Consider the following 15,373-nt stretch of genomic DNA (forward strand, 5'->3'; position numbering starts at 1 on the left):
GCCGAGGTAGGCCTCGGCGTCGCGCTTGAGCTTCTGCAGCACGAACGCGCTGATCTGCTGCGGCGAGAACCCCACGCCGTCGACCTCCTTCCTCCGGTCCGCCCCCATCTCCCGCTTCACCGACCTGACGGTCCGGCCGGCGTTGGTCACCGCCTGCCGCTTGGCGACCTCGCCCACCAGCACCTCGCCGTTCTTGGCGAAGGCGACGACGGACGGCGTGGTCCGCGCGCCTTCGGCATTGGCGATGACCGTGGGCTCTCCGCCCTCCAGCACCGAGACGACCGAGTTCGTCGTCCCCAGGTCGATGCCGACCGCCCTCGATGAGCGCCTCTTCTTTCCCGCTCGGGGCCTCCCCCTTCCGATCCGGGTACGGCGGAGCCGCTCGGCGAGCTCCCTGCCGTCCGGGCGGTCGTCGGGGTTCTTGGCGAGAAGGTCGAGAACCGCGCGCTCAAGCCCTTCGGGGATATCGCCCCTGTTCGACGATGGGGGAACGGGCGACTTGTTCAAATGGCCGTTGATGACGGCGGGCATTCCGCCGGTGAAGGGCGGCTTCAAAGTCAGAAGCGCGTACAGGGTGCAGCCCAGACCGTACAGGTCCGTTCGCGCTTCGACCGGTTGTGAATCGAACTGCTCGGGTGCCATATAAGGCAGGCTTCCGACCGGCCCCCGGGTGAGGCCGCGGGTGGCGCCGTCCATCCACGCTATACCGAAATCGCAGATCTTCACCCGCCCTCCGGTCGTTCTGAAGATGTTGGAGGGTTTGACGTCGCGGTGGACGACTCCCGCGTCGTGCGCGGCGGCCAGCCCTTCGGCGGCCTGGACTCCGATGTCGAGCACGGAGTCGACGTCCAGGCCCTGGATCCGCCGGGTGAGCACCCGTTCGAGGTCTTCCCCTTCGAGGAGTTCGAGCACCAGGTACGCATGGCCGTCGTCCTCGCCGGTATCGAACACCTTGGCGATCGAGGGGTGGTCCAGGCGGGCGGCGGCCCGCCCTTCCCGGCGGAGCCGGGCCCCGATCTCGGCAGAGGATTCCTCGAGAACGAGTTTGACCGCCACGAACCGGTCCAGGGGCAGATCCAGAGCGCGCCAGACCTGGCCCATTCCTCCCCGCCCGAGCCCGGCCTCCAGCCGGTACCTGCCGTTGAGGACCGTCCCCTGCCGCATACCCACCTCTCCTGAATCCTGCGGCCGGACCTGCGACCACAGGTCGGCTTCGTGCTGACACCCGTGCTCTCGAGAACGGAAGACGGACCTGCCCTCCTCAATGTACGCGGCCCTTCCGACCGATTCCGATGGGAGGCGGGGATCGGTCCCGTGAACCAGGATTTCTCCGCTCGCTGAGACCGAACTCGTGACGCCGCAGGGGCGCTCCGGACGCCTGCGACGCGGGCCCCGCCACCGCGGACCGGACGAAACCTCTCACGACCCCTCCCCCCACCCCCGGGAGGACACGGTGAGCAATGGCAAATTCGGAGACATCCAGGTCGACAGGGGCGACCTATTTCCAAAGCAGAGCAGTGAGGCCCATGCGCCCCCGAAGGACACCACTCTCAAAAGGGCCCCTATTCAGAGATCCGCATGCCGTTCCTCTCTGACGCCTTCAGGGTCGAGGCACCCTTGAACCACAACGCCGTCGAGAAGAAGACGAAACCGGAGGTCGACACTAAGGGCACTGAAACGAAAAGGACTTCAACAAAAGCAACGCCGTGGCCATCCACTCCGACTCCTCGAAATGCCCCAAAGGCTCCCCCGAGGACAAGAATAAAGAGTTCAAGAGCCTATACGGCGAGCACACCATCCTGGCGACCTTCCTCAACCAGACCGAAAACTCAGCGCCCACGAGCGACCAACTCGGGATCGCCCGGACCCCGCGCACGCGGGGAGCACCGCGGTGAGCGCGGGGCGCGAGCGTGCATGGAGGACTCACCCCCGCGCATGCGGGGAGCACCTGCTGGCACTCCGGGCAGCGGCTCAGGCGGGTGGGCTCACCCCCGCGCATGCGGGGAGCACCTGCCCGGCGGTCCGGAGGAGCCCCCGATGGGGGGCTCACCCCCGCGCATGCGGGGAGCACCTGCCCGGCGGTCCGGAGGAGCCCCCGATGGGGGGCTCACCCCCGCGCATGCGGGGAGCACGATGCGCAGGTACGGGGCCTTGGAATCCGCGCGGGCTCACCCCCGCACATGCGGGGAGCACTCGCCGAGGTTGGCGCGGGTGTCGGTGTCGAGGGGCTCACCCCCGCACATGCGGGGAGCACCCCCACGGCCCGGCCGACCACGCCCCGATCATCGGCTCACCCCCGCACATGCGGGGAGCACCCTTCACGAACTGCAGCGATGCAGGGCGTTATCAAAACTTGATGTTTTTGACGGCTCACCCTGTCCTCGATTGTCCTCGGTCGAAGTGAACGGCTCCTCCGGCATGATCGCAGTACCGGAGTGCGGTCAGAGGCGGATCGGGAGAATCACTTCCCAAACGGACGGGGCCGCTACCACTGGAGAGTCAGACCGAGCGAGCGCTCCAGGCCCGCCGCCCCCTTGTCGGTGACGTGGACGACGCGCGGCGCCGTGCCCCAGCGCACCCAGTCCAGTGCGAAGAGTCGGGCCGTCAGCGCCGCGCCGAGTCCGCCGGCCAGGTGGTGCCGGTGCTCGCTCCAGTCGACGCAGTAGAGCACGGCGGGGCGGCGGGGCGGCAGCCGGTCGGCGTCGATGCCGAGTTCGCGGAGCCTTGTCCGACCGGTTTCGGTGAGTTCGTAGCGGATGTCGCGTCCGTAGGAGGCGGGGCGGTCGCGCACGGCCTCATCCGGGCGGTGGACGCCGTCGTAGCCGGTCAGCACTCCGCGGTCGAGCAGCGCGCCCATCAAGGCGGTGCCGAGTCGCCCGGCCAGGTGGTCGTAGCAGGTGCGGGCGCGGTGCAGGGCGTTGGTGCGGTTGCTCTGCTTCAGCGAGGTGATGGGCAGCGGCGGCGCGATCAGGGCGAGGGCCTCCAAGGCGGCCGAGACGTCCGGACCGGCCAGGCGGTAGTAGCGGTGCCGGCCCTGCCGGCTGACCGTGACGAACTCGCCCTCGACCAGCTTGGCCAGGTGCACGCTGGCGGTGGCGGCGCTGACGCCCGCCTCGCCGGCGAGTGCGCTCGCGGGCAGCGCGCGGCCGTCGGCCAGGCACTTGAGCATCCGGGCGCGCGAGGGGTCGGCGATCAGCGCCGCGGCGCGGGCGATGTCGGTCTGCTGCTTGAGCGGTTCGTCCACCATGGCCGCAGCCTACGACGCCGACACTTTGATGTGCGACGAAGTATCCGGCTTCGATGATCATCGCATGAGAGCAACGCACCCCGCCGCTCGCAGCGGGCCGGCCAGGCGGTCGGCGGCCGGACGGGCCGCCGGCGCCCCTCGGCCCGCGCTCGCCGCGGCTCCGCTGATCGCGCTCAGCCTGGGCTACTTCCTCGTCATGCTCGACGTCACCGCCGTCAACGTGGCCCTCCCCGGCGTCCGCGCCTCACTCGGCGCCGGTGCCACCGCCCTGCAGTGGATCGTCGACGGCTACAGCACCCTCTTCGCCGCCCTGCTGCTGGTCGGCGGCGCGCTCGCCGACCGCGCCGGCCACCGCCCCGTGTTCCTGGCCGGACTCGGCGTCTTCGCCGCCGCCTCGCTGGCCTGCGCTCTCGCCGGGTCACCGGCATCGCTGATCGCCGGCAGGCTGGCGCAGGGCGCGGGGGCGGCGCTGCTGGTGCCCGCCTCCCTCGGCCTGCTCCAGGCCACCCATCCCGACCCCGCGCTGCGCGCCCGCGCCGTCGCCGTCTGGGGCCTGGTCGCCTCGGTGGCCTTCGGCGCCGGACCGGTGGCCGGCGGGCTGCTGGTCTCCGCCGGCGGCTGGCGCGCGGTGTTCTGGCTGAACCTCCCCGTCGCCGTCCTCGCCGCCGCCCTCACCCTGCGCCACCTCCCGCCCGCCGCCCGGCCCCGGGACACGCGGTGGAAGGCGGACCCGCTCGGTCAGCTCCTCTGCGTGGCCGGCCTCATCGCGCTGACCGGCGGGCTCAACGAGGCGGGCGCGCGCGGCTGGACCTCGCCCGCGGTGCTCTCCGCGCTGGGCCTGGGCGTCGCCGCCCTGGCCGCCTTCGCCGCCGTGGAACGCGCCCTCGAGGCGCGCGCCCGCGCAGGCGGACGACGCGCCCCGCTGCTCCCGCCGTCCCTGTTCCGCACCCCCTCCTTCGCCTCCACCGCGGCCATCGGCCTGCTCATCAGCCTCGGCTACTACGGCATGCTGTTCCTGGCCACCCTGTACTTCCAGCAGGAGCGCGGCTTCAGCCCCCTGGCCACCGGCCTCGCCCTGCTGCCGTCGGTGTGCACGGGGCTGGTCGCCGCCCCGCTGCTCAGCCGGATCGCCGCCCGCACCGGCCCGTACCCGCCCATGGCCGCCGGCCTCGCACTGGGCACGCTCGGCTTCCTCGGCTGGCTGCCGGCCGGGCCCCACACCCCCTATCCCGTGCTGCTGTTCGCCTTGACCGCCACCGGCCTCGGCCAGACGCTGACGGCGCTCGCCGCCACGGCCGCCGTCATCGACGCCGCGCCCGCCGCCCTCGCGGGCACCGCCTCCGCGGTCTTCAACGTCTCCCGGCAGGTCGGCAGCGCCGTCGGAGTGGCCCTGTCCGGCACGTTCGCCGCAGCGGCGGCGGACTTCACGGCGGGCCTGCGGCTGTCGGCCGGCCTCGCCGCGGCGGCCTTCGCGACCGGCACCCTGCTCGCCTTCGCCGCCCGCCGCCGGACCGCCGGCGCCCCTGCGGCGCAAGGCCGCTGACCCCGGCCCGCCGCCCGGCGGGCCGTCAAGGACCCCCGCAAGAAAGGACGATCGACCATGACGAACCCGACGACTCCCACCGCGACCGGACCGGCCCGCCCCCTGACCGCCGAGGTGCTGCACTACGCCGCCTTCACCACCGACCCCGGCGGAGGCAACGGCGCCGGGGTCGTCCTGGACGCCTCCGGCCTCGGCGACGCCGAGATGCTGGGGATCGCCTCCGAACTGGGCTACTCGGAGTCCGCCTTCGTCACCCCCGGCCCCGACCCCGACGACGACCGGTCGTTCACCCTGCGCTTCTTCAGCCCCAAGGCCGAAGTGGGCTTCTGCGGCCACGCCACCGTGGCCACCGCGGTGGCGCTCGGCGAGCGCCTCGGCGAAGGCGGCTTCGGCTTCCATACCGCCGCCGGCCACGTGCCCGTGGCCGTCCGCGAGGAGAACGGCGTACTGAAGGCCACCCTCACCAGCGTGACGCCCCGGGTGCACGAAGCGGACCCGGCCGATGTGGCCGAAGCCCTGGCGGCGCTCGACTGGCGGGCCGGCGACCTCGATGCCGCCCTGCCTCCGCGGATCGCCTTCGCGGGCGTGCGCCACCTGGTGCTGGCGGCCGCGACCCGCGAGCGCCTGGCCGACCTCGACTACGACTTCGACCGGCTGGCGCGGCTGATGCGGCGGCTCGACCTGACCACCGTCCAGCTGGTGTGGCGCGAAGCCGCGACCGTCTTCCACGTCCGCGACCCGTTCCCGATCGGCGGCGTGGTGGAGGACGCCGCGACGGGCGCCGCGGCCGCGGCGTTCGGCGCCTACGCCCGCGACCTGGCCCTCGTCCCGGCGGAGGCGAGGCTCGTCCTCCACCAGGGCCACGACATGGGCCGCCCGTCGCTACTGGAGGTCGACCTGGTCGCCGGCGACCCGCGGGTGGGCGTCACCGGGGCCGCGATCGGCATCCGGCCGGCGGAGGCGCCGCGGCCGTAGCGGGACACCGCTGGGCCGGCGCGCGAACCGCGCCGGCCCAGCGCCCGGACCGCTCCCAGGCCGCCGGAGCACGGCGATCGTCGGCGCCCCGCGCGATGCCGCGGCGGCCGCGCCGGCGAAGGCAAGGGCCACCGCGGCCACCACGGGCGGGGCCCGCCGCTCCTGAGGCTGCGACGAGCCGCCGAGCGGCACGGCCGGCGCCCGCCTTCGGCGCCTCCCGCCTGCCCGAATCCGATCATGCGAGGGCAGGCGCCGCTTCCGGTCGCTCCCCCGGACGGCTTTCGGGGAGGGCCTCAACGTGGCGGACCCCGGGCGTCCGGTCCGAGGTGCCGGCGGATCGCGCCGGGCCCGCGGACGGCCGACTCACCCCCCATACGCGGGGAGCAGGATCCGGAGAAGGCCCGGGCCGAGCGCGACGGGTTCCGTGCGGTGGTCCGGCCCCCGGTAGGGGCAGCGGGCGGGAGGGCGCACCCTCGGCGGCCGGGCGCGGCTCCGGCGGCCGTCCGCGCCGGCCTCGGCGGGACCCGCCGGATCGGGGGACGGCGGCGGGCGGCATACCGCCGGCCGACAGGGCGGCGGTCAATCACCGCCGTCGCCCCCGTCTCCGAAGCCGCCGCCGTCGCCGCCGGAGCCGCCGCCGGAGCCGCCGCTGTAGCCCGCGCCGCCGCTGCGGTCGGTGCCGTACCTGCGCTTGTACTCCCGCCACTCCCGCTGCTGCCGGTTCCACACCTGTCTGCTCATCCCCTTGGGGCGCCGAGGAGCGTTCCGGTCCTCCCCGTCGATGAGGATCACGAACCCGAGTGTCACCACGACCGTCACGGCGACGGCGACCAGGGTCAGCAGCCCTTCGAGAACCGCCCCGACCGCGTCGGCCGCGCCGCCGACCGCCTCCCGGACGCCCGGATCGGTCAAGGCCCCGGCCAGGGCCAGGAACGCGGCCCCGGCCGCGGTCCACATCGCGACGTCCAGGAGGTCGCGGATGCGGATTCGGTGGCGGGCCTCGTCCACATGGTCGGTCGCCCAGACGCACGCGGCGCACACGAGCACGTACCCGGCCAGCACCACCGAGAAGACCCTCGCGCCGGTGCTCTCCGGCCACTCGGTCACGAGCGCGATCAGGGTCATGCCCGCGCCGCCGCCGGCGGCCACCGCAGCCGAGTGGGTGAGCACGTCGTTGCGCTTCTCGGAGCGCTTCTCCCCATGAGAGCCGACCACGATCCACAGCGACCAGGCGCACGCGAGCGCGCATCCGGCCACGATCAGCAGCATCGACGACATGGCGCCCCTCCACGGGGTGGCGGTGGTCCGCTCCCTACCCGGCCCCGACCCCGCCGACGACCGGCGGCGGCGGCCGGACCAGGACACCGCTCCCCGCACCGGGCGGCCCTTCCGGAACCACCGGGCGGCACGGAGGCGGTGGTCGGGCCGCCCGGGAGCCGGCGGCGGCTTTCACCGCACCGGCCTGGGCCGGCGCGGAGGGGGCGAGGAGCACCGGAACCCGGCCGGGGCCGCCGGTGAAGCGGGGCCGCTCGGCGGCGGACCGGGCTCCGCAGGCCCCGGGGCGGGGGGCGGGTGCGGCGCACGCCTCCGCTGCCCGGGCGGGCGGTTCGGCGGTGCCGGATGCGGCAGCGGCAGGCCGGACACCGCCCGGCCGGTCCGCGGGGCGCGGCTCAATCGGCCGCGCCGCCCGCGGCGCGGCGCGCGCGGCGGGACAGCTCGGCGAAGGCCTCCCGCAGCGGGGCCGGGCCGACGACTTCGATCTCGGCGTCGAAGCGCGCCAGCGCCGCGGCCAGAGCGGCCCAGGACCAGGAGCCCGCCACCAGCCTGGTCCGGTCGGGGCCGACCTCCTCGACCAGTCCGCCGTCGGCGAACGGGGCCACCTGCGCGGCCGGGAGGTCCAGGATCACCTCGCCGCGGCACGGCCAGGCGTCCTCGCCGCCGGAGCCTTTGAACCGGGAGGAGACGAAGGCCGCGACGTCGCCGCCCGGGAGGCGCCGGCGGTCGAAGCGCGGGCCGTTGGGGGTGCGCAGCGCCATCCGGTCGGCGCGGTAGATCCGCCAGTCCGCGCGCTCCGGGTCCCAGCCGACGAGGTACCAGCCTCCGCCCCGGAACACCAGGTGGTGGGGGTGGGTCCGGCGCGGCGGGCGCGGGTCGGCGCCGTCGGGGCGGCCCGGCGGCACGTAGTCGAACCGCACCTCCTCGGCGGAGCGGACGGCGGCGCCCAGCGCGAGCAGGACGCCGGCATCGACCCGGCGGCCGGCCCCGGGCCCGGCCTCGACCGCGGTGAGCTCGAGGGCGTCGACGCGCCGCCGCAGGCGGGAGGGGAGGACCCGGCGCAGCGTCGCCAGGGCCCGCGCGGCGCCCTCCGCGATGCCCTCCCCCGTCCCGGCCGCGATGCGCAGCGCCGCGGCGAGCGCGACGGCCTGCTCGTCGTCGAACAGCAGGGGCGGCAGTTCGGCGCCGGCTTCGAGCCGGTAGCCGCCCTCGGGCCCCCTGACCGCCTCGACCGGGTAGCCGAGTTCGCGCAGCCGGTCGACGTCGCGGCGCACCGTGCGCCCGCTGACGCCCAGCCGCCGGGCCAGCAGCTCCCCGGGCCAGTCGCGGCGGACCTGCAGCAGCGACAGCAGCCGGAGCAGGCGGGAAGAGGTCCCGGTGGAGGAGGCGGTCGGCATGTCCTTCAGGCTGCCACGGGTAGCGGACGATGCCCGTCCGCTACCGCTGGGATGGTCGCTCCCGTCCCCGGAGACCTCCGGGGAGGAGAACCGCACGTGAGGACCGGATCACCATGTCGGTAAATGCTGTCGCCCACCTCAACTTCCGCGGCCAGGCCCGCGCGGCCCTGGAGTTCTACCGGTCGGTGTTCGGCGGGCAGGCCACCATCGCCACCTACGGCGACTTCGGCGCGCCCGCCGGGGCGCCCGGTGCCGGCGACGTGGTGTTCGGCCAGGTCGTCGCCGGCAACGGCTTCCGGATCATGGCCTACGACGTGCCCGGCGAGCACGCGCCGCCCGCCGGGCGCACCCCCGCCACCCGCCGCGAGAACGGCACCACCATCACCGAGGAGCCCTTCTTCCTCTCCGTGCGCGGCGAGACCGTCGAGGAGGTCGGCGCGCTGTGGGAGCGCCTGGCCGAGGGCGCGTCGGTCATCGAGGCGTACGGCCCGGCCCCGTGGGCGCCCGCCTTCGGCATGCTGACCGACCGCTTCGGCATCACCTGGATCCTCGACGTCGAGGCCGGGCACGCCCCGTCCTGACGCCCCTGCCCGCCCCGGGGTGCGGCCCGGCGCCGGGCCGCACCCCGGCCCGCCCGGCCGAGCGCCGGGCGCCGGCGTCTCCACGTCCCTCGAGGACAGCCGGCCCGGCCGTGAAAAGGAGAGCGGTCAAAGCCCTCGCCGCGGCGAACCGCCGCCCGCCGGCTCCCGATGCGCACAGAGCCGGCGGGCACGGCGGTGCAGACCAGCACCGGGTGCGCGGCCGCCCCGATCGAGCGGCGTCGGCCGCCGATCCCTGCGCCGCCCCGTAGTGCGGCCGGGCGGCTCCGGCACCGGAGCGGGCGAGGACAACGAGCGGCGCTCCGATATCGGCACCCATCCCATGTGACCGATTATGGCCATTTCACCCGCTTCGTTCTTCATGTTCTCTCTGTAGCCTCACGGGAATCGAAATCCCCCGCACGAATCGAAAAGAGCGCACATGAAGCTCCGGTCCCGGGCGTTCGCGACCGCCACGGCCCTGGCGATCGCCGCCACCTGCTTCACCGCCGCCGCCTCACCGGCCTCGGCCGCCCCCAAGGTGAGCTTCGGCAGCGGAGGAAAGGCCTCCGACGGCTCCCGCAACGTCAACGTCGCCATCGACGGCTCCGTGGCCGGACGGGGCTTCTGGAACGCCGACCCCGGGTCCACCAACGGCTGGCCCGACGGCGACACCCTCTACGTGATCGATTCGCGCTCCGACGGCTACGCCATCTCCGCCGATATCGTGCACGCGCACAACACCCCTTCCTACTCCCGGACCGCGAGCACCTCGGGCAGAAAGGCCCCCGTCACCGTCAAGAGGGGCGGCAACCTCGCCGAGGGGCGCAAGCTCCAGCTGCGCGTCTGCGTGACCCAGGGGTCGAGGAACGTGGCCTGCTCCCCCTACTACAGCGCCCACGCCTGACGCCCACCGGAGCATCCCGGCGGCCCGGCTCCCGGCCCGCCGGCCGCTCCCCGGGCCCCACCCTTTCCAGGACCGGCCGCCTTCCGGGGCCGGTCCTCGGCCTGTCCGCCGAACCGCGCCCCGCCGGACCACGCCCGCGCGCCGCGGAATCCCCCACTCCGGAAAGGCATCCCCCATGCAGGAGCAATCCCCCACCTCCTCCTCGGACGCCCCCGGCGGGCCGGCGGCGCGGAAGGCGCCGGTCCCGCTCGGGCGGGTCTTCAACCGGTTCTGGGCCGGGAGCCTGGCCAGCAACCTCGGCGACGGCGTGACGGTCGTCGCGCTGCCCCTGGTGGCGGCGGTGCTCACCGATGATCCGCTCATGGTGTCCGGGCTGTTCGCGGCGCGGTTCCTGCCCTGGCTGCTGTTCGGGCTGGCCGCCGGGGTGGTCGCGGACCGGGTCGACCGGGGGCGGCTCATGGTGGCGGCCAACCTGGTCCGGGCCGCGGCGCTCATCGTGCCGGCCGGGCTCATCGGCACCGGGAATGCGGGCATATGGGTGCTGTACGCGGTCATGTTCACCGTCATGACCTGCGAGGTGTTCTACGACATCGGCGGGCGGGCGATGCTCCCCGACGTCGCCCCCGCCGGGACCATCGACCGCGCCAACGGGCGGCTGGAGGGCGGCAAGACCGTCACCCAGGACTTCGCCGGCGGCCCCCTGGCCGGGTTCCTCTTCGCGGTGGCGGCCTTCCTCCCGCTGGCGGTCAACGGCGCCGCCTACCTGCTGGGCGCCCTGGTGCTGCTGGGGCTGCCCCTGGCCGTGCGCAGGCCGGCGAGGCCCGCAGCCGAGGGCGGGGAGGCGGGCGCCCGCCCGTCGCCCCTGGCGGACCTGCGCGACGGGTTCGCCTTCGTCTTCCGCGGCAGCTCGCTGGGGCCGATCCTGCTCTTCAACGTCGCGCTGAACACCGCCTTCATGGGGCTGAACGCCGTCATGGTGCTCTTGGCCCGGGACCACTTCGGCGTGCCGTCCTCCCTGTACGGGGTGTTCGTCGGCTCGTCGGCGGCCGGCGCCCTCCTCGGCGCCGCCGCCGTGGGGACGCTGGCGGCCCGGCTCGGCCGCTTCCGCCTGGAACTGGTGCTGTTCGGCGTGACCGGCCTGTGCTTCCTCGGCTTCGGCGCGGCCCCCAACGCCTACCTCGCCGCCGTGGCCTGGACGGTCCTGGGCTTCGCGATCACCGCGTCCAACATCGTCATGCTCGGAGCGATCCAGCTGATCGTCCCCGGCGACCGGATGGGCCGGGTGATGTCGTTCATCGCGGTGTCGGGGACCGCCTTCGGGCCGGTCGCCGCCCTCCTGGCCGGGCTCCTCGGCCGGGTGGAGCTGCACTACGTGCCCCTCGCCTCCGGCGTCCTCGTCCTGGCCTCCCTGGCCGCCTCGGCCCCCGCCCTGCGCCGGGTGACCGCCGAGGCCGACCGGATCGAGGCCGCCCGGACGGCCGGGTAGAGGTCGTCCCGTTCGGCGGGTCCGCGGTGGCGGATCAGCGTGCAGGCGGTGGTGCACCACCGGGGAAGGGCTACCCGGCCCCGTCGGCCTGCCGCGCTTCCATCCACGACACCCGGGCCCGCCACCGCTCCGCCTGGCGCAGCCAGCCGTCGCCCTCCTCGCCGCGGCCGCGCTCCTTCAGTTCCTCACCGAGAGCGACCATTGCGTCGGCGTCGCCGGCCTCGGCGGCCCGGCGCAGCCAGCGCTCGCCCTCCTCAGCGCGGCCGGCCGCATACAGCAGCGAACCGTGGACACCGGCCGCCCTGACGCCCATTGCGGTGGTCTCCCCCGTCTCAGCGGCCCGCCGGAACCAGGCTCTCCCCTCTTCCTCTCGGTCGTCCTCGAAGAGCAGGGTCCCGAGAGACCCCATGGCCAGGGTGTCGCCCGCCTCGGCGGCGCGGCGCAGCCACGCCTCGGCCTCCTCAGCACGGCCGTCGGAGGCCAACCCGAAACCGAGGTACACCATGGCCACGGTGTCCCCCGCCTCGGCGGCGCGGCGCAGCCACGCCTCCCCCTCCTCAGCACGGCCGTCGGAGGCCAACCCGAGACCGAGGTAGACCATGGCTCTCGGATCGCCGGCCTCGACGGCCCGGCGCAGCCACGCCTCGGCCTCCTCGTCCTCTTCCGCCAGCATGCAGCCGAGGATCAGCATGGCGGTGGTGTCCCCGGCCTCGGCGTCCGGACGGAACCGGCGCCCCAGCTCGTCGGCGCGCCCGGCACCGTCGAACCCGGCGAAGAGGCCGGCCGCGGGGATCATGTCCCTGCAGGCGAACGCCTGACGCAGGCGATGCGCGACGTCCTCGGTGCGGGCGTCCCCGAGCGGCAGCGCGACGAAGAAGCCCATGGCGTTGGTGTCGCCCGCCTCCGCGGCCCGGCGCAGCCAGCGCTCGATCGCCTCGTCCTCGACCCGCCCCGCGTCGTCCCACAGCGCGCTGAGCCAGATCATGGCGTTGGTGTCGCCCGCTTCGGCGGCCCGGCGCAGGTGCGGCTCGGCGTCCTCGGTGCGGCCGGCCACGGTGAGCAGCACTCCCAGAGCGCGCATGGCGGGGACGTCGCCGGCGGCTGCGGCGCGCCGCAGCCGGGTTTCCCGGTCGGTGGCCGATTCGGCTGCGGAAGAACCGCGGTCCGCGGTCGCGGCGCCTGCCCCGAGCAGCTCGTCCAGCACCTGGCGGGCGGTGGGGCGGCGCGCGGGATCCTTGTCCATGCAGGCGAGAACGGTACCGAGCAGCGGGTCGGCGAGGTCCCCGGTCTCCGGCGCCCGGGTCAGCACCCGGTTGATCCGCGCCGCCTGGGTCGGCCCCGGAAAGGCCTCGGCGCCGGTGGCCGCGTGGATGACGACCGCGCCCCAGGCGAAGACGTCGGCGGCCGGGCCCAGGGCCGTGCCCTCGATCTGTTCGGGCGCCATATAGCCCAGGGTGCCGATGCGCGTGGCCGAGGACGCCACGGTGTCCAGGGCGCGGGCGATGCCGAAGTCGATCACCCGCGCTCCGTCCGGCCCCAGCAGGATGTTGCCGGGCTTCAAGTCCCGGTGCACCACGCCGGCGGCGTGGATCGCGGCAAGCGCGGTGATGGTCTGGACCGCCAGGCGCTGCAGGTCGCCCCCGCGGCGCGGCCCGTGCGCGCGGACCGCCGCGGCCAGGGTCGGCCCTTCGACGTACTCCGCGGCCAGCCACGGGCGCTCCGCCCCGGGGTCGGCGTCCAGGATCGCGGCCACGCAGAAGCCCTGCACCTGGCTCGCGTTGGCCAGCTCCCGCGCGAAGTACTCGCGCATGTCGGCGTCCTCGGCCAGATGCGGGTGCAGCAGCTTCACCGCCGCACGCCGCCCGGAGGCGTCCTCCCCCAGGTACACCGTGCCGAATCCGCCCTGCCCCAGACGCCGCACGAGCCGGAAGCCGCCCACCCACTGGTCCACCGCACACCCTCTCGCGCGCCATCTGCCGGTCACGCGCCAAACCTAGGCGGTCGGGGGAGCCCAGGGAAGCGCCTGCGCCTGGAAAGGGCGCCCGCGGCCGCGAGCGCCCTGTCTGCCGCACTTCGCCTTCATCGCGTGCGCGGGGAGGAGCCAGCCCGCCCTACACCGTGGGCGCCGGGTTCGGGACCATCCCTGCGTGCGCGGGGAGGAGCGGCGACCCCACACCCCAGGAGACCCCCGAGCGGGACCATCCCCGCGTGCGCGGGGAGGAGATGCGCGCATCCCCCTGGGGGGAGAAGCACAGGGGACCATCCCCGCGTGCGCGGGGAGGAGCGGACCAGGTGCGGGGGGAGGGGTGCCGACCCGGGACCATCCCCGCGTGCGCGGGGAGGAGTGGGCGAGTTCAGCGGCGGCTGTGTCAGAGGTGGGACCATCCCCGCGTGCGCGGGGAGGAGTGCGGCCGTCGGAGACGGTTTTTTCTAGGACGGGGACCATCCCCGCGTGCGCGGGGAGGAGCATCGGCACGTGCTCACCGCACGGGCCATCCAGGGACCATCCCCGCGTGCGCGGGGAGGAGCGGTCGTGGTCCAGGTAGTCCAGCAGGCCCCGGGGACCATCCCCGCGTGCGCGGGGAGGAGACTCGTTGACCTGGTGTTTCACAAGCTCTCAAGGCTGTTTCGAACCACTTCTCCCTACCGCTTTCCGAAACGGCGGCGCTTTGAGGCCTTGCTCCAGCCCTTGGTAGGGGTCTGCGGCTCGGTGCCGGTCTCGCGGTGGGGGCGCATGAGCAAGGTCAGGCCCTCGTGGTCGACCGGTCTCCACTTGTGGTCGCGGGTCTCGAAGGTGAAGCCCTGCTCAGTGTTGGTGCTGTAGGCGAGAAGGGCGCGCCCGGTGCCCGCGTAAGCGTGGACCTCGCGCCACAGGGCCTCCCGGATGCGGGCCGAAGGGTTGCCGATGAACACCCCGGCCGAGATCTCCATCAGCCACCGGGTCAAGAACCCCCGCAGGCCCGCAGGGCAGGTGGTCAGCACGATGACCGTCACCAGATCACCCCGTGGTTGATTCCCGATTCGATCTCGGTTCCGCCGTCGCCCTGCAGGCTCACCTGGTCGGGGGCATCCTCTACCTCGGTGTCCTCGCTCCCGGGCAGCAGCAGGGTCTTGATGTCCTTCACGCAGCGGTCGAGGAGGCCGGTGTCGTTGATGCGTTCCCGGATCAGGCGCCGGGTGCGGCCTCCCACATCGATCGGCCCTTCGGCCGCGGCGTCGAAGGCCGCGGGGATGCCGATCTCCGTCTTGTACAGGTCGGCCACGTCCAGCACGAACGACAGCTCGTGCCCGGAGTGGACGAATCCGAGGGCCGGCGAGCAGCCGAGCGCCGCCACGATCGCGTGGGCCACCCCGTACATGCACTGGGCCGCCGAGGTGATGCCCTGGTTGGGAGGGTCTCCGGAGTCGAAGTCGCCCGGGGTGTAGTGGCGCCCGTGCCAGGGCACCCCGGTCCTGGCCGACTCCCGGCGGTAGAAGATCTTGACACGGTCGCCCTCCATCCCCAGCAGGCGGCGACGTGTGGCCGTGGAGGGGTCTTCGTCGGGAAAGCGCATGCGGTACATGGCCCTGGCCACTTCCAGGCGGGTGCGCCTGTTCGCCCAGGCCCGGGCCTGGGCCTCGGCCAAGGCGGCCGAGCGGGAGAGCGCCCGGCCGCCGGCGTAGTAGCGAACCCCGTGCTCCCCCACCCACACCACGCCGGCACCGCATTCACCCAGCAGGCTCACCGCCTTGTGGGTGATGCGGGTGCCCGGCCCCAGCAGGAGGGTGCCGATGGTCGCCACGGGGATGAAGCGCGTGCCTTCGGCGTCCTCGGCCGTGATGGCGTTGTCTTCGCGGTGGATCGTGCACCGCTCCAGGTAGACGAAGGAGAGCCGGTCGCCCACGCGGGTCAGTTCCCGAGGGCTGAGCGCTTTGCGGGCGCCGACGCCCTTCGTCTCGGTTCTCCGCGCAATGCCGCCGCTCAT

The 15,373-nt window shown here is 74.2% G+C and carries 12 protein-coding genes and 1 CRISPR repeat array; of the genes, 5 read left to right on the plus strand and 7 right to left on the minus strand.

Going from position 1 to position 15,373, the window contains the following annotated elements:
- A partial coding sequence (locus D459_RS32845) for a serine/threonine-protein kinase (protein WP_017595911.1) occupies positions 1-1,164 on the minus strand: 1,164 nt, incomplete at its 3' end.
- Between the two features lie 1,321 nt (positions 1,165-2,485).
- On the minus strand, positions 2,486-3,247 hold the full coding sequence (locus D459_RS0125920; protein WP_017595913.1) for an ArsR/SmtB family transcription factor: 762 nt from the start codon (positions 3,245-3,247) through the stop codon (positions 2,486-2,488).
- Positions 3,248-3,311: 64 nt separating this feature from the next.
- Between D459_RS0125920 and D459_RS32855 the strand changes: the two genes are divergently transcribed.
- Both D459_RS32855 and D459_RS0125930 read left to right on the plus strand, forming a co-directional pair.
- Complete coding sequence (locus D459_RS32855; RefSeq protein WP_017595914.1) at positions 3,312-4,790, plus strand: MFS transporter; 1,479 nt, start codon at positions 3,312-3,314, stop codon at positions 4,788-4,790.
- A 57-nt stretch (positions 4,791-4,847) separates the two neighbouring features.
- Positions 4,848-5,765, plus strand: a complete 918-nt coding sequence (locus D459_RS0125930) for a PhzF family phenazine biosynthesis protein (RefSeq protein WP_017595915.1) — start codon at positions 4,848-4,850, stop codon at positions 5,763-5,765.
- A gap of 579 nt (positions 5,766-6,344) precedes the next feature.
- Here D459_RS0125930 and D459_RS32860 read toward each other — a convergent pair.
- Entirely contained in the window at positions 6,345-7,043 is a 699-nt protein-coding gene (locus D459_RS32860) for a hypothetical protein (protein WP_017595916.1), read from the minus strand.
- A gap of 392 nt (positions 7,044-7,435) precedes the next feature.
- Positions 7,436-8,437: a helix-turn-helix transcriptional regulator gene (locus D459_RS0125940; RefSeq protein ID WP_017595917.1), complete on the minus strand. Its 1,002-nt coding sequence runs from the start codon at positions 8,435-8,437 to the stop codon at positions 7,436-7,438.
- A gap of 113 nt (positions 8,438-8,550) precedes the next feature.
- Between D459_RS0125940 and D459_RS0125945 the strand changes: the two genes are divergently transcribed.
- The 3 genes from D459_RS0125945 to D459_RS0125955 all read left to right on the plus strand — a co-directional run bounded on the left by D459_RS0125945 (position 8,551) and on the right by D459_RS0125955 (position 11,408).
- Complete coding sequence (locus tag D459_RS0125945; RefSeq protein WP_017595918.1) at positions 8,551-9,018, plus strand: VOC family protein; 468 nt, start codon at positions 8,551-8,553, stop codon at positions 9,016-9,018.
- A gap of 439 nt (positions 9,019-9,457) precedes the next feature.
- Positions 9,458-9,922, plus strand: coding sequence for a hypothetical protein (locus D459_RS0125950; protein ID WP_017595919.1), 465 nt, complete (start codon positions 9,458-9,460; stop codon positions 9,920-9,922).
- Positions 9,923-10,097: 175 nt separating this feature from the next.
- Positions 10,098-11,408: an MFS transporter gene (locus D459_RS0125955; protein ID WP_017595920.1), complete on the plus strand. Its 1,311-nt coding sequence runs from the start codon at positions 10,098-10,100 to the stop codon at positions 11,406-11,408.
- A 70-nt stretch (positions 11,409-11,478) separates the two neighbouring features.
- On the opposite strand, the gene D459_RS36610 is transcribed toward D459_RS0125955, so the two are convergent.
- The 3 genes from D459_RS36610 to cas1e all read right to left on the minus strand — a co-directional run bounded on the left by D459_RS36610 (position 11,479) and on the right by cas1e (position 15,373).
- A complete protein-coding gene (locus D459_RS36610) occupies positions 11,479-13,359 on the minus strand; it encodes a serine/threonine-protein kinase (protein ID WP_241485131.1) in 1,881 nt (626 codons plus the stop codon).
- A 182-nt stretch (positions 13,360-13,541) separates the two neighbouring features.
- A CRISPR array of direct repeats spans positions 13,542-13,997; the repeat unit is 29 nt; unit sequence GGGACCATCCCCGCGTGCGCGGGGAGGAG.
- Between the two features lie 54 nt (positions 13,998-14,051).
- Entirely contained in the window at positions 14,052-14,402 is a 351-nt protein-coding gene (gene cas2e, locus D459_RS0125965) for a type I-E CRISPR-associated endoribonuclease Cas2e (RefSeq protein ID WP_017595921.1), read from the minus strand.
- The gene (cas1e, locus tag D459_RS0125970) at positions 14,399-15,373 is read right to left on the minus strand and encodes a type I-E CRISPR-associated endonuclease Cas1e (protein WP_051065546.1); all 975 of its coding nucleotides are present in this window, start codon (positions 15,371-15,373) and stop codon (positions 14,399-14,401) included. The genes cas2e and cas1e overlap by 4 nt, the downstream gene beginning before the upstream one ends.

The organism is Nocardiopsis potens DSM 45234 (genome assembly GCF_000341105.1).
GTDB lineage: Bacteria > Actinomycetota > Actinomycetes > Streptosporangiales > Streptosporangiaceae > Nocardiopsis_A > Nocardiopsis_A potens.